Origin of the sequence: Prosthecobacter sp. (assembly GCF_046154365.1) — a bacterium.
GTDB lineage: Bacteria > Verrucomicrobiota > Verrucomicrobiia > Verrucomicrobiales > Verrucomicrobiaceae > Prosthecobacter.
In genome coordinates, this window is record NZ_JBJXFV010000056.1 from 1 (window position 1) to 13,158 (window position 13,158).

General features: G+C 60.6%; 15 protein-coding genes and 1 pseudogene. 7 read left to right on the forward strand and 9 right to left on the reverse strand.

Annotation, left to right across the window (positions count from 1 at the left end):
* From ACKVY0_RS05830 to ACKVY0_RS05845, 4 genes are all read left to right on the forward strand, one after another.
* The coding region (locus ACKVY0_RS05830) for a PmoA family protein (protein WP_409213852.1) at positions 1 to 891 on the forward strand (891 nt) is incomplete at its 5' end.
* 13 nt (positions 892 to 904) lie between these two features.
* Entirely contained in the window at positions 905 to 1,300 is a 396-nt protein-coding gene (locus ACKVY0_RS05835) for a hypothetical protein (protein ID WP_409213853.1), read from the forward strand.
* Positions 1,301 to 1,423: 123 nt separating this feature from the next.
* Positions 1,424 to 1,693, forward strand: coding sequence for a hypothetical protein (locus tag ACKVY0_RS05840; RefSeq protein WP_409213854.1), 270 nt, complete (start codon positions 1,424 to 1,426; stop codon positions 1,691 to 1,693).
* 54 nt (positions 1,694 to 1,747) lie between these two features.
* Positions 1,748 to 2,239: a c-type cytochrome domain-containing protein gene (locus ACKVY0_RS05845; RefSeq protein ID WP_409213855.1), complete on the forward strand. Its 492-nt coding sequence runs from the start codon at positions 1,748 to 1,750 to the stop codon at positions 2,237 to 2,239.
* A 29-nt stretch (positions 2,240 to 2,268) separates the two neighbouring features.
* Here the strand turns inward: ACKVY0_RS05845 and ACKVY0_RS05850 are convergent.
* A pseudogene (locus ACKVY0_RS05850) lies at positions 2,269 to 2,619 on the reverse strand (sulfatase-like hydrolase/transferase); the annotation flags it as partial.
* A 20-nt stretch (positions 2,620 to 2,639) separates the two neighbouring features.
* Here ACKVY0_RS05850 and ACKVY0_RS05855 point away from each other — a divergent pair.
* Entirely contained in the window at positions 2,640 to 3,791 is a 1,152-nt protein-coding gene (locus ACKVY0_RS05855; protein ID WP_409213856.1) for a M14 family metallopeptidase, read from the forward strand.
* Between the two features lie 7 nt (positions 3,792 to 3,798).
* Here the strand turns inward: ACKVY0_RS05855 and ACKVY0_RS05860 are convergent, their stop codons facing one another.
* The 3 genes from ACKVY0_RS05860 to ACKVY0_RS05870 are packed head-to-tail and all read right to left on the reverse strand — an operon-like array spanning position 3,799 to position 4,888.
* Positions 3,799 to 4,086, reverse strand: coding sequence for a YunC family protein (locus ACKVY0_RS05860; protein WP_409213857.1), 288 nt, complete (start codon positions 4,084 to 4,086; stop codon positions 3,799 to 3,801).
* Positions 4,074 to 4,256 (reverse strand): hypothetical protein, encoded by a 183-nt coding sequence (locus ACKVY0_RS05865; RefSeq protein WP_409213858.1) that lies wholly within the window; start codon positions 4,254 to 4,256, stop codon positions 4,074 to 4,076. The genes ACKVY0_RS05860 and ACKVY0_RS05865 overlap by 13 nt, the downstream gene beginning before the upstream one ends.
* Positions 4,253 to 4,888 (reverse strand): DUF1080 domain-containing protein, encoded by a 636-nt coding sequence (locus ACKVY0_RS05870; protein ID WP_409213859.1) that lies wholly within the window; start codon positions 4,886 to 4,888, stop codon positions 4,253 to 4,255. The genes ACKVY0_RS05865 and ACKVY0_RS05870 overlap by 4 nt, the downstream gene beginning before the upstream one ends.
* A 45-nt stretch (positions 4,889 to 4,933) precedes the next feature.
* On the opposite strand from ACKVY0_RS05870, the gene ACKVY0_RS05875 reads away from it, so the two are divergent.
* Positions 4,934 to 5,638: a hypothetical protein gene (locus tag ACKVY0_RS05875; protein ID WP_409213860.1), complete on the forward strand. Its 705-nt coding sequence runs from the start codon at positions 4,934 to 4,936 to the stop codon at positions 5,636 to 5,638.
* 86 nt (positions 5,639 to 5,724) lie between these two features.
* Entirely contained in the window at positions 5,725 to 7,128 is a 1,404-nt protein-coding gene (gene ahcY, locus ACKVY0_RS05880; protein WP_409213861.1) for an adenosylhomocysteinase, read from the forward strand.
* Positions 7,129 to 7,189: 61 nt separating this feature from the next.
* On the opposite strand, the gene ACKVY0_RS05885 is transcribed toward ahcY, so the two are convergent.
* The 5 genes from ACKVY0_RS05885 to ACKVY0_RS05905 all read right to left on the reverse strand — a co-directional run bounded on the left by ACKVY0_RS05885 (position 7,190) and on the right by ACKVY0_RS05905 (position 13,146).
* A complete protein-coding gene (locus ACKVY0_RS05885; RefSeq protein ID WP_409213862.1) occupies positions 7,190 to 8,656 on the reverse strand; it encodes a glycoside hydrolase family 130 protein in 1,467 nt (488 codons plus the stop codon).
* Positions 8,653 to 10,938, reverse strand: coding sequence for a glycosyltransferase family 4 protein (locus ACKVY0_RS05890; RefSeq protein WP_409213893.1), 2,286 nt, complete (start codon positions 10,936 to 10,938; stop codon positions 8,653 to 8,655). Before ACKVY0_RS05890 ends, ACKVY0_RS05885 begins: the two co-directional genes overlap by 4 nt.
* A gap of 88 nt (positions 10,939 to 11,026) precedes the next feature.
* On the reverse strand, positions 11,027 to 11,182 hold the full coding sequence (locus ACKVY0_RS05895) for a hypothetical protein (protein WP_409213863.1): 156 nt from the start codon (positions 11,180 to 11,182) through the stop codon (positions 11,027 to 11,029).
* Between the two features lie 36 nt (positions 11,183 to 11,218).
* Positions 11,219 to 11,440 (reverse strand): DUF3185 domain-containing protein, encoded by a 222-nt coding sequence (locus ACKVY0_RS05900; protein WP_409213864.1) that lies wholly within the window; start codon positions 11,438 to 11,440, stop codon positions 11,219 to 11,221.
* A 62-nt stretch (positions 11,441 to 11,502) separates the two neighbouring features.
* Positions 11,503 to 13,146, reverse strand: a complete 1,644-nt coding sequence (locus ACKVY0_RS05905) for a DUF6600 domain-containing protein (protein ID WP_409213865.1) — start codon at positions 13,144 to 13,146, stop codon at positions 11,503 to 11,505.
* Positions 13,147 to 13,158: the final 12 nt, after the last annotated feature.

Genomic DNA, 13,158 nt, shown 5'->3' on the forward strand with positions numbered 1-13,158 from the left:
ACGGAGACGGCCGACACCCTTCGCATCAGCCAGCGCGACAAAACGGTGCTCGAATACGTCAAGACCGCGAGGCCGGTGCCCGAAGGCATTGAGAAGCACTTCAGCCGCAGCGGCTACATTCATCCCATTTACACCCCGACCGGGCAGGAACTCACCGGCGACTATCCCGAAGATCATGCCCATCAACACGCGCTGTTCTTTGCCTGGACAAAAGGGGGCTACGACGGTCAGGAAGTGGATTTTTGGAATCAGGCGAAGGATCTCGGCCGAATCGAGTTTCGCGAGGTGGTGGACCGGAAACAGGAGGAGCAAAAGGTCTCCTTCAGCGTCAAACACGCGTTCATGGTGAAGGTCGGCGACAAGTGGATCGATGTGATCCATGAGGTCTGGACAGTCACCGTTCATCAAACCCCGGCGGACCATTTTCTCTTCGACGTCGTCAGCGTTCAGCGGTGCGTGACCGACAAGCCCCTGAACCTGGCCCAATATCACTACGGCGGCATGTCGATCCGCGGCAACTACCAGTGGCTGAAGGAAAAGGACGATCACAGCATCAAGCCGGGCGACTTGCAGTTCCTCACCAGCGACGGCAAGGACCGCTGGGCAGGCAATCACACCCGCCCCAACTGGGTCGCCCTCTCCGGCCGGATTGACGGCCAGGAGGTATCATCAGCCATCTTTTGCAGTCCAAAGAACTTCCGCGCACCCCAATCCGTGCGGATTCACCCGAACAAACCCTATTTCTGTTTTTCGCCCATGGTCGAAGGGCCGTTCAAGATCGCGCCTGACGAGGAATACATTTCACGCTACCGCTATCTGGTGACATCGAAGGCAGCCGACGTGAACCTGATCCAGAAACACTGGGACAAATACGCGGAAACCGAGAAGTGATGAATCGAAGCATTTGAGCGAGATTCAAGATGAGCGACACGTCCTACGCCGACGCCCCGCAACCGACGGCGAGGCCGCAAAGTGCAAAGCCAACCGCGCGGCGAAGAAGGCAGCGGAGGCGAAGGAAACCGTGCCGAAGTTCCTCACCGAGACGCTCCAAGGCACAGGCTGCCAGTGCGTGAAGCTCACCTTCTACAAAGACAACCACATGGGCGTTTATATCGAAGGCCGTCGCGGCACCGGAGCCTGGGAGTTCCTCGCCATCGACACCGAAAGCCCCTACATCGACCAACGCCCGCTGCTCGCCGCCGGAACTCCCGAAGTGCGCGAATACCGCATGCGATTCTGGGACAAAGGCACCCCCAACGGCGACTGGACCGATGTGGTGAAAGTGACGGTCTCGCCATAGGCGAGCCAGACAAGGAGATGGGGAGACGATAAGACAAGGAGACTGGCTCATCGCTCCCGCATCGGCCTTCGGAAGTGTCTCCTCTTCTCCCAGTCTCCAAGTCTCATTGTCTTCTGAACCGCCATGCCATTCGATCCTACAAAGCCCGCGAACAACTCGCCAGCTTCCAGCGCGGAGATGCGCAGCCAACTCACCTCGCTCAACGCCGACATCCAGCAACGAGCGACCTTTAACGATCTCAACAACGCCATCGCGAATGCCTTGGCCCAAACGAGCAACAACAGCAACGGCGTCGGCACACTCGGCCAAGGAGCCGATGGCAGCTACAACCAGAGTCAGATGCAGGATGTGCTGAACAAGCTCGATGAGCTGATCAATGCGCTGCGGCGGTAGATTTTCAGCGTGGTGACCGTTAAGGATCGTCCGTCACGACGATTGCCTTTTGCCATGCAGAAACTCCTCATCCTCCTCGCGACCTCGACGCTCAGTGCGGCTGCTTCGGACCTGCGTGGCTATCTGGAGACGCATTGCTTCGACTGCCATGTTTCGACTTCCAAGAAAGGCGGGCTCGATCTGGAAGCGCTGCCCATGCAGTACGATGTGGCGGAGCGTTTCGACGTGTGGGCCAAGGCGCACGACCGCATCGCCGCTGACGAGATGCCGCCGAAGTCGCGCCGCGAGCGTCCTTCCGGAAAGGAAAACGTCGATGCGCTGAAGCTGCTGGATGACCGCCTGCACGACGCCGATTCAGCACGCATCGCGAAGAGCGGGCGCGCACTTTTTCGCCGCCTTTCCGCGCAGGAATACGAGAACGCGTTGCGCAACCTGCTGCATCTGCCCAGCTTGCGCATCAAACACCTGCTGCCCGAAGTGGTGATGTCCGGCATGGTGGTGCGCAGCGTGCGGCCGATTTCAAAAATGCCGGTGGTGGCCGGATAGCGTCCGCTGAGCATGGCGATGCGCGAGGGCGAGCACAGCGCCTGCTGCACATAGCTGCGCTGGAAGACCATGCCGCGCTTCGCCAATGCGTCGAGGTTCGGTGATTTCACCGTCGTGTCGCCATAGCAGCCGAGCTGCGGGCGCATGTCGTCGCTGGCGATGAAAAGAACGTTGGGCCGCTCTGCGGCTAATGACGAATGCAGAATGACGAATGACGAAAGAAGGAGGAGAAGCAGTCGCATGGCACGATGGGTTGGCTGAGCCTGCTTAACGATGGGGGATTCTGCAAGTTTCATGTGGCCGTGAGGAAGCTGGCCACAATCGCCTTGCCGAGCCGCACAGCCTGCGATGGAATGCGTGGATGAATGTTTCTTTTTCATGGCGCGGTTTTTTGTTGGTCGTGTGTCTGGCCCTGGCCGCGTCGTGTTCTCGCGAGAAGACGACGAAAGAGCAGCGCTGGTCGTTTGCGGAGGAGGGTGTGGTGTTTGATGCGGAGTTTTTGCGGGCGCGGCTCAGTGAGTGCGAGCGGATTGGCCCCGGCGAGTATGGTATGGTGATCCGGCCGGAGAACATGCCGGTGAACAACAGCCCGTGGTTCGCCTTCAAGGTCAGCGCGGCGAAGGAACGGCCCATCGTGGTGCGGCTGCGCTGTCAGGGCGGCAGCGTGCGTTACCGGCCAAAGATCAGCCTGGATGGCACGCAATGGGTGACGCTGCCGGCGGAGGCTTATGAAACGGGACCGGGCGAGCATGAATGCACGCTGCGACTGGAAGCGGGACCGCAAACGCTATGGGTGGCGGCGCAGGAACTGGTGTCCACGGATGAAATGATGGCCTGGGCACGCACGCTGGAGCGGCTGCCGTTTGTGACGTACTCTCAGTTCGGCCAGTCTATCAACGGCAGGCCGATGTTTCGGCTGGATGTGGGTAAAACGGATGCCGCGCGGCATGTGTCGATCATTGGTCGGCAGCATCCGCCGGAGACGACGGGATCGCTGGCGCTGATGCGCTTCGTCGAAGAAATCGCGGGCGATTCAGAGCTGGCGCGTACTTTCCGGCAGGAATTTCATGTGCTGGTGATGCCGCTGATCAATCCCGATGGCGTGGACGCCGGACACTGGCGGCACAATCTGGGGCATGTGGACCTGAATCGTGACTGGGGACCGTTTGCGCAGCCGGAGACGAAGGCGGCGGCGGAGCAGATCGCCGCTTTGTCGAAGCCGGGACGATTGTTCCTGCACTTGGATTTTCATTCGACGTTCAAGGATGTCTTCTACACGCAGGCGGATGACGAACCGAGTTCACCAGCGGGTTTCACCGCACGCTGGTTGGAGGGCATTCAGAAACGTGTGCCTGAATACGCGGTGAATCGCGAGGCGTCTCCCACACCGAAGCCGACGACCTCGGCGTACTGGGCGCATCACACATTTGGCATTCCCAGCATCACCTATGAGATCGGTGACAACACGGATCGTGCCTTGTTAAAGCGTGTGGCGGCCAACGCGGCGCAGGAAATGATGACGCTGCTGCTGGAAATGAAGGATGCGAAGTGACGGCGCTTCACGCGCCTTGCAGCAGCTTCAAGGCATCACGCCCGCTCATGCCTTCGGTGACTCCAAGTTCACGAGCACGATCACTGAGCCGCACGATGGGTGCGGCGAGCAGTTGGTCGATGTCTTTGACGCCAGTGACGATGGCCACGGCATCGCCGACACGGTTTGCCACAGTCACATCGAAGTAACCGCAGCCGACGAAGCCGCTGGCGGCTTTCACCAGCAGGATATTCGTCTTTGCCGTTGGAATGTGGACGGATTCAAAGGTGATGCCGTCAAGGATCAGGTCTGCCATGGGAGTGTGTCGAGGTCGAGGTTGCCGCCGGTGAGGATGAGTCCGACGCGGCGTCCGGCGAAACGCTCGCGATGCGCCATCAGCATGGCGAAAGGAACAGCGCCTGAAGGTTCGACGACGATCTTCAAATAGCGCCAGATGAGCTGCATGGCCTCGAGCAGGACCATCATTTCAGCTCCTTGATCCGCACGTTGCGATACCACACGCGCAGTGCCTCGTCCTGGAAGGCGATGTGGCCGGCGTTGGGGCAGAAGGCGAGTTTGATGTCGTCGAGGATGGTGTCGATGACTTGCTCGCCATTGAAGATGACCTTCACGCTGCGGCCTTTGACGGTGATGGTGTAGCGGTTCCACTCACCGGCGGGTTTGACCATGTTTTTGGAGGGTCCGGTGCCGTGGACGATGCCGCCGCAGTCGTGGTGGCCGGGTTTTTCCAGGCCGTAGGTGTCAAGGATCTGCACCTCGAAGCCGCTCTTTACATGATTCTTCAAATCGCCGACGCGCATGAACACACCGCTGTTGCCCTTGGCATTGATCTTGAATTCGAGGTCGAGCGTGAAGTCGGCGTACTGCTTCTCGGTGGAGATGTAGGCGTCATAGCGCTGCCAGCCTTTCTCACCCTCACGCGGATGCAGCGAGAGGCTGCCATCAGGCTCGACGAGCCAGTTTCCGGTGGTTTTCCAGCCAGCGAGGTCTTTGCCATTGAAGAGCGGCACAAAACCAGCGGCATCGGCGGCGGGGTGGAGGTCTTCGGCGTGAAGGGAGCGGGCGAGGAGGAGGAAGGCGAGGCAGATGGTTTTCATACAGCATGGTAAACGCCGCGAGGAGGAAACTCTCTTGCCAAGAAGTTGCCAAGACATGAGAATGCCCGGCATGACCACCACCCAACGAACCGCGCTGAAAGCCGCACGCTCCGCGAAGCAGCCGCGCACCTCCGCCGAGGCCTACGCGCAGATGGACAGGATGCTGGCGGCCTCGGCGCAGATGACGACTTCGACCGCCCGGAGCGCGAGTGGCAAACCCTCCGCGAGTGGGCGCAAGACGGCGGCCTGATCCTGTCGCCGGATTTTCCGCCGCCATCGAGGATCGGCGGCCGCGAGCACGATGTGCGCTTCGATGAAGGCGAATTGCTGTGGTGGAAGTACACCAAGGCGCATCTGGCCGGCTATACCGTCGAGTTCGACTCACAGGCACAGCCGTATCTGCTGAATGCGCTGCCGTTGCAGTATCTTGAGCGCTTGCTGCTGCAAAACGAGGTCTTCGGCGATGACATTCGGCTGCAAGGGCTTTGGCAGGATGCCGCAGGCTGGCACATCGTCACCTCGCAGCCTGACATCGCAGGACGTGCGGCCACTTTGGATGAAATCCACGCCGGCATGACCGCGTTCGGCTGCCGCGAGCTGCCATGGCGCGGCATCGGCTATGAGAACTCGCTGGCGTTTCAGCTCGGAGAGATCGGCGTGTGGGACGTGCATCCGGCGAACATGGTGGTCACAGCAGCGGGCCTGCTGGTGCCCATTGATGTCATTATGACCGGCCAAATCCCCGTTTGACACTGCGGGGAGCCTTTGGCACATATGAACGCATCCTGATACGTTGATTCGTTCCATTTTACCCCAAACCTGAACCTAAAACACCCATGACTGACTACCTCGTCAAAGACATCTCCCTCGCCGAATTCGGCCGCAAGGAACTCGACATCGCTGAGAGCGAAATGCCCGGCCTCATGGCCACTCGCGAAAAATACGGCCCGCTGAAGCCCCTCAAAGGCGTGCGCATCACCGGCAGCCTGCACATGACCATCCAGACCGGCGTGCTCATCGAAACGCTGAAGGAACTCGGTGCTGACGTGCGCTGGGCCTCCTGCAACATTTTCTCCACTCAAGACCACGCCGCATCCGCCATCGCCGCATCCGGCACGCCGGTGTTTGCCTGGAAGGGCGAAACACTCGAAGAATACTGGGATTGCACCTGGAAGGCCATCATGTTCCCGAAGGACAAAGGCCCGCAGCTCATCGTCGATGACGGTGGCGACGTGACCCTGCTCATCCACAAGGGCTATGAGATGGAAAACGGCGACAAGTGGGTCAAAACCCCCTCCGACAACCACGAAGTGAAGGTCATCAAAGACCTCCTCCTCAAGATCGGCAAGGAACAGCCCGGCATCTTCCACAAGATCGTCAAAGACCTCAAAGGCGTCTCCGAAGAGACCACCACCGGCGTGCATCGCCTCTATGAAATGGCCAACGCAGGCAAGCTGCTCTTCCCAGCCATCAACGTGAACGACAGCGTCACGAAATCCAAATTCGACAACCTCTACGGCTGCCGCGAATCCCTCCTCGACGGCATCAAGCGTGCCACCGACGTCATGATCGCCGGCAAAGTCGGCGTCGTCTGCGGTTATGGCGACGTGGGTAAAGGCTGCGCCGCTGCCCTCCGCGGCATGGGTGCTCAGGTCATCGTCACGGAAATCGACCCTGTGTGTGCCCTTCAGGCCGCCATGGAAGGCCACCGCGTCATGCCGATCGAGGACACCCTCGGCGTCGGCGACATCTACGTCACCACCACGGGCAACAAAGACATCATCACCACCAAGCACATGGAGAAGATGAAGGACCAGGCCATCGTCTGCAACATCGGCCACTTCGACAACGAGATCCAAGTCGATAAGCTCAACACGATGAAGGGCGTCAAGCGCCTCAACATCAAGCCCCAGGTGGACAAGTACACCTTCCCGAAGGGCAACAGCATCTTCATGCTGGCTGAAGGCCGTCTCGTGAACCTCGGCTGCGCCACCGGCCACCCGAGCTTCGTCATGAGCAACAGCTTCACCAACCAGACCCTCGCTCAAATCGAACTCTGGGCCAGCAAGGGCAAGCGCAAGATCGGCGTCACCGTCCTGCCGAAGAAGCTCGACGAAGAAGTCGCGCGTCTCCACCTCGCCAAGATCGGCGTGAAGCTCACCAAGCTCACCCAGGAGCAAGCCGACTACATCGGCGTGCCCGTCGAAGGCCCCTACAAGAGCGATCACTACCGCTACTAAGCGCGAGCGAACAATTACACCCCCCAAGACCACGAGGGCGGCCAGCAATGGCCGCTCTTTTTTACGCCGCGCTCGCCAGCAAGGCCGCGAGCAGTTCATCCACTGACATGCTCGCAATCGCTGATGCTTTGTCGCTCATGGCATAGGGCAGGATCAATTCGCGGCCATGGAGCAGGGAGCCGCAGCTATAGACGACGTTGGGGACGTAGCCTTCGCGTTCGTTGCCTTCGGGGCAGAGCAGCGGTTCACGCAGGCGGCCGATGACCTTGGTGGGGTCGTGCAAATCGAGCAAAGCTGCGCCGATGCAGTATTTGCGCATCGGGCCGACGCCGTGGGTGATGACGAGCCAGCCGGCGGCGGTTTCGATGGGCGAGCCGCAGTTGCCGATCTTGACGCACTCCCACATCGCGGACGGGCGCAGGATGATCTGCGGGTTGCTCCAGTGGTGGAGGTTGTCGGAAAACATGATGAAGAGGTTTTCGTCATCCTGGCGCGACAGCATGGCGTAACGGCCGTCAATGCGGCGGGGAAAGAGCGCCATGCCCTTGTTCTGCACGGCGCTGCCGTTGAGGGTGAGCACGCGGAAGTGCAGGAAGTCCTGCGTTTCGATGAACTGGGGCAGAATGGCGCGGCCATTGTAGGCAGTGTAGGTGGCGCAGTACATGGCGGAGCCGTCGTCGTCGATGAAGCGAACAAAACGGGCATCCTCGATGCCGTTGGTCTCGTTCGCGGAGACGGGGAAGATGATGCGCTCGCTTATGGCGATCTTGGAGGAGAAGTTCAGCTCGTAGTTGGAGTCGGCGAGCCAGCGGAAGAGCTCCAGGGCGCGGCGCAGGTCGCGGCTGACGGGTTTCGACTCGCGGCGCACACGGCGCATGCTTTCGTCCAGTTCATGGAGGGTAAACACCTCCGCCAGCGGCTCCATCACGGCAGTCGCATGGACGCCCTCAAAACCCATCTCCTGGAGTTTCGCGATGAAGCGCCGCTTTTTATAAGTGGGATTGGGCACGATCTCGGGGACCGTGACGAAACGCGAGATTGGTTCCACGCTGATGGTGCCATCCGGGGCGATGATGCCGGTGCGAAACTCGATGGATGAGATGTGCCCTTCGCCCGTGGCGCGCAGGCTCATGATGAAACGCTGGCCGCCCTCGGGCACGCCGCTCTGGTCGGGATGCGGCACGATGGAGGGATTGAACAGCGCGGCGGACTCTAGGGCATACTCGCCGGAGAACAGCGCGCCGATGAGAAGCTGCCGCACGCGGGAAAGTGGCGGCTGCTGGGAGATCTGCGGGCGCACCCGTTCATAATGCACGAGCAGGACTGATTCGATGTCGAAGTGCCGGGAGGCAAATTCCACGAGGATCCCCTGCAACTGGGCATCGGCCTCCGCCTCGCTCAGCGCGAGTGCGCGGGTCAGGATGCTGGTGACAATCTGGGGCTTTCCAGGAATGAACGGGCGGATGATGACGCGCGCGCTATCGGGCTGGAAGGTCACATTGTGGCGGCGAATTTGAATGGGATTCATACGGCAGGCGGCAACGGGTCAGTGATCAAGTGTTCGGCGTAGTTCATTTCGGCAAGGGAAAGCTGAAAGGCCAGCGTGGACTCGGCGCCCTGATTTTCGTTCACACGATCGTGATGGAGGCCGTCACCGCAGCCGCCGGTGGCGGAATCATAGAGCGGAGTGCCCAGGTCGTTGCGGCCGAGGAACCATTCGAAGGCGCGCTTTGCCTCGCGCAACCAGGCGGCGTCCTGCGTGGCGCGAAACGCCTCCAGACAGGCGGAGACCATCGCCTGCGCCTCCACCGGTTGCTGATCGAAGTCCGCGCGCGCGCCATCGCGCTGGTAGAAGCCATTGCTGCCGATGGGCCGGAAATGGCCGGCCTGCGTCTTCTGGATGGAGGCCAGCCAGCGCAGGGACTTGAGGCCGATCTCAAAGGCCTCGGGATGCGGCATCCACTGACCGCTGAGGATCAGCGCCTGGCAGAGCCGCGCGTTGTCGTAGGTGGCGGTGGCCTCAAACCAGGGCCAGATCTCGGTGGCGCAATCGTTCCAGCGCACCACGAGTTTTTCCGTCAGCACGACGCGCGCCGCGTTGACGGCGGCATTGCTGGCGGACTGGCGCAGATACTCGTGGATGCCCAGCAGGGTGAACGCCCATGCACGCGGGGAGGTGAAGGTCTCCACCACCGCCAGTCCGCGCTCAAAAAGCTGCGCGGCGAGTCTGCGATGCCCGTCATTGCGTGAGCGTCCCGCGCCGGTGCCTGCCGCCCATAGCGCGCGCGCATGGCTGTCCTCGCTGCCGGCTTCTTCCAGCCAGCGGCGCTCATGGCTCAGGAAATTGCGGAAGCGCCCGCTGGAGTAATCCAGCGCGGCGGCGAGGAAGGCGAGGTAGCTCGTGGCGAGCTTCCCAAGATTTTCCGCCGGGGGCTGGCCGCCGAGTTCATCCAGCAGGTTGCACAGGATGAAGGCCCGCGCGTTGTCATCGGTGCAGTAGCCTTCGTGGAAGTTCGGCACATTGAAAATGGCGTGCTGGAAGATGCCGGTGCCGTCGCTCATGCGCACGATGTGGTCGAGGCGCAGCGGCGGCAGCTCGTAAGGCCGGATAGCGAGCGTCCAGCCAGCGAAGGCCGTGCGCGGCGTGGCCTTGCGGTCAGAGCGGGCATGTTGAAACGATTCGAGATAGCGCTGCGCCACGGCGGGCCAGATCATCTCGCGCCCTATGGCATAGGCATCGTGCCTGATCTTCTCCCTGAGCGGCGGATCGTCGAGCAGCCTGCACACGCCTGCGGTGATGGCCGTTGGATCGCGGAATGGCACGAGCACACCACGCCCGTCCGCCAACAGCTCTTGTGCGTGCCAGTAGGGCGTGGAAACCACCGCTTTCCCTGCACCAAAGACATACGCCAGCGTGCCGGAGGTGACCTGCGCTTCATTAAGATACGGCGTCAGATAAATGTCCGTGGCACCAATGAACTCCTTGAGGTCATCCAGCGACACGAAACGGTTGTAGAAGATCACATGCTCCTTCACGCCGCGCTCTTCGGCGAGTCGTTCGAGGCTCAGACGATAGCGTTCGCCCTCACGCGCCACGAGCTGCGGATGCGTGGCACCGAGAATGAGATAAACCACGTTCGGATGCTGCCGCACGATCTCCGGCAGCGCCTCGATGACATGTTCGATGCCCTTGCCCGGCCCGAGCAGGCCAAAAGTAAGCAGCACCTTGCGTCCTTCGACGCCGAACTGCGGTTTGTAGAAGCTGGAGTCCACAAACGGCATGTCCGGGATGCCGTGTGGAATGATGTCCACCTTCGCGTCCGGCACGCCGTAGGTCTCGCGCAGAATTTCCGCGCCTTTGTGCGCCATCACCACCACGCGGTCGCTGCGGCGCACGAGTTCCTCCATCACCTTGCGCTGCGAGGCATTGGGCTCGCGCAGCACGGTGTGCAGCGTGGTCACCACCGGCATACGCACCTCTTTGAGCAGCGCCAGCAGATGACTGCCCGCCGAGCCGCCGTAGATGCCGAACTCGTGCTGCACGCAGAGCACGTCCGTGTTGTTGAAGTTCAGAAAATCCGCCGCACGCCGGTAGGAGTCGAGGTCTTTCTCCAGCAGCTCAAAGCGCACGCGCTGCGGATACTCATAGCCCTCCACGCGATCATTGACCGCGCCGACAAAACAATCAGCATCGGGAGCCGCGCCTGCCACTGCTTCGCTCAGATCATGCGTGAACGTCGCAATCCCGCAAAGCCGGGGCAGATAGTCCCCAAGAAAGGCGATGCGCTTCGACGGGGTGGAAGTGCTCAGGATAATCCTCTCAAGTGCTGCGACATGTCGCAGCAGACAGCTTTGACCGCAGTTAAGCAACCCGGGTTCTGAAAAATCACTGGTCGCATTATCTGCCGATCAAAATCAAGACACCAGCGGCGAGGGCAAGGATCGGCACCGCGATGCTGAGCTGGCCGAGATTGAAGCCGAAGGCACCGCTGAGGCCCACGAGCAGCAGATAGATGGCAAGCAGGAGCATGCCGAGGTTTTTGGTGATGGTCATGGTGTTGTTGTTGAACCGTTGGTTGTTCGCGGCAGCTCAAGCCCGCTTCCCGCCTGCAACCAGCAGCAGGATGCCGCCGACCAGAGCAATGCCGCCAACGATCGGGGGCAGTGGGAAGGTATGAGTCTTTTCGGCGGTCACCTGAATGGGGCCGAGGTCGATGGCCTTCTCGGTGGTGGTGTAAGTGAAGCCTTGATACGCGAAGGCTACGACGCCAAGGATGATGAGCAGGATGCCGACGATGGAGGGTGTTTTCATAATATAGGATGGCTGGTGAAGCGATGGGTGATGTGCAGGAGCGCTGGTTTGGAACAGATTTTTTAGGGTGGCGGACGTTCTGATTTTTTCTTGCCATTCGGAGCAGGGTTGTCCCGGTCCCGCTGCTTCTCGCGCACCGGTGGTTGAGCCGAGGGCGGTGCTACTGGTGGCAGCGGAACGGGTTGCACGACTGGGGGTGGCGTTGGCACCAAGGGCGGCACTGGTGCCGCAGGAGCGGGTCTGAATTGAGGACGTTGTGATTCCGGGCGCTGTGGCGGCTGTGCTGTGGGGGGTATTTGAGGACGTTGAAACGGCCGCCCTGATTCGGGGCGAACAGGGGCAACGTTTGGCGGGACCATGGGGGGTGTCTGGGGAGGTTGCACGGGCCTGACGAATTCAGGACGCTGCGGAGTGGCTTCAGGAGGTTTGGGCAGCATGCGTTGCTGCGGTGGCACGATGTTCTGGTTACTAGATTTCCGCTCCACCTTTGGCGGTGGTACGTTTTTGGGAGGCGGATCGCTCATCTTGTTTCTGCCGCCTGGATTGGGTGCGTCGGCAGGGCGTTGGGAGCCTGGAATGGGTTCACGATTCGCGCCGGGAACTGATGCTGGTGGGCGGTCTGATACCTGCGGTCTTTTCTCAGGCGTCATGGGCGGTGCGTTTGGATTGCGCGGAGTATCGTTGCGGCTGGTGGTGGCTTTTGGCGGCTGTTCGACCGGTTGTGCGACGCGCACTTCATCGCGTGGCATTTTTGGGATCGCAGAGCGTTCAAAGCGTGGCTTGGATGGCAGTTGATCGGGCACGCTGACTTTGCTTTTCAGCCGTTCCCTCAGCGCGATGACTTCAGCGGGAGAGCCGGCATTGTTCCAGCCATGGTTGATCTCAGCTTTGCCGATTCTTTGGGATAACTTCGGCGGAGGAGCTGAAGCGTGGCCGCTGAAGGGCAGTGCGAGCATGCTCAACGAATCACCCCGCACCTGGGAGCGCAGATGGTCGGCGGTTTGGTGACGCGGATCGCCATCGAAGCTCTGGCGGCGGTCCAGTTTATAGCGATGAATGGGTGCGGTGCTCTGACGTGCCATCTGATCATAACCGGGTCCGCCATTGTAAGCGACGTTGTTGACGTAGGTGATGTTGGTGATGTTCGTCGTCTGATGAATGATCTGGAAGTTCTGCCGCTGATCGATGAACACAGAGTTCAGAAGCGGTGAGCCGAAGTTTTGATTTTCGACGAAGCGGTAGTTGTTGGGGCCGATGTTGTAATAATCATCCACCCAGCCGCTGAAGCCGATGGCACGGAGGAAGAGTGCCTCTGGTGGCAAGGGCGCCCAGCCGACGTAGCGTGGACTGTGACGCCATGAAACCCAGCCTGGCCCCCACTCGGTGCCTGGTACCCAGATCCAGCCGAGTCCATTCAGATTGGCCCAACGCCCATAGTGATACACGGCCCAGCCAAAGGGTTCATAGGAATCCCAGGTCCAGCCGACGTCGGTATAAACCCAGCGGCCGTTGCTGTAGGGCTGCCAGCCGGCATCGACATCATAGGGCTGCCAGCAGTAGCCATAGTCGCCCACGTCCTGCCAGCTCCCGTAGGGGGCGAGATTGTCATAAAAGAAATCCAGCGGGACCGACTCCTGGGCTTCAGCGGATGGCATGGCTGCGCCGAGAAACAGCGCGATGGCAAAACAGGACAGAATGGATTTCATGATGGGCAAAGA

Coding starts and splice junctions, on each gene's coding strand:
- ACKVY0_RS05885 (WP_409213862.1), bottom strand. CDS start 8,656: ATGAATCCCATTCAAATTCGCCGCCACAATGTGACCTTCCAGCCCGAT.
- ACKVY0_RS05840 (WP_409213854.1), top strand. CDS start 1,424: ATGCCATTCGATCCTACAAAGCCCGCGAACAACTCGCCAGCTTCCAGC.
- ACKVY0_RS05860 (WP_409213857.1), bottom strand. CDS start 4,086: ATGGCAGACCTGATCCTTGACGGCATCACCTTTGAATCCGTCCACATT.
- ACKVY0_RS05895 (WP_409213863.1), bottom strand. CDS start 11,182: ATGACCATCACCAAAAACCTCGGCATGCTCCTGCTTGCCATCTATCTG.
- ACKVY0_RS05870 (WP_409213859.1), bottom strand. CDS start 4,888: ATGAAAACCATCTGCCTCGCCTTCCTCCTCCTCGCCCGCTCCCTTCAC.
- ahcY (WP_409213861.1), top strand. CDS start 5,725: ATGACTGACTACCTCGTCAAAGACATCTCCCTCGCCGAATTCGGCCGC.
- ACKVY0_RS05845 (WP_409213855.1), top strand. CDS start 1,748: ATGCAGAAACTCCTCATCCTCCTCGCGACCTCGACGCTCAGTGCGGCT.
- ACKVY0_RS05865 (WP_409213858.1), bottom strand. CDS start 4,256: ATGATGGTCCTGCTCGAGGCCATGCAGCTCATCTGGCGCTATTTGAAG.
- ACKVY0_RS05900 (WP_409213864.1), bottom strand. CDS start 11,440: ATGAAAACACCCTCCATCGTCGGCATCCTGCTCATCATCCTTGGCGTC.
- ACKVY0_RS05905 (WP_409213865.1), bottom strand. CDS start 13,146: ATGAAATCCATTCTGTCCTGTTTTGCCATCGCGCTGTTTCTCGGCGCA.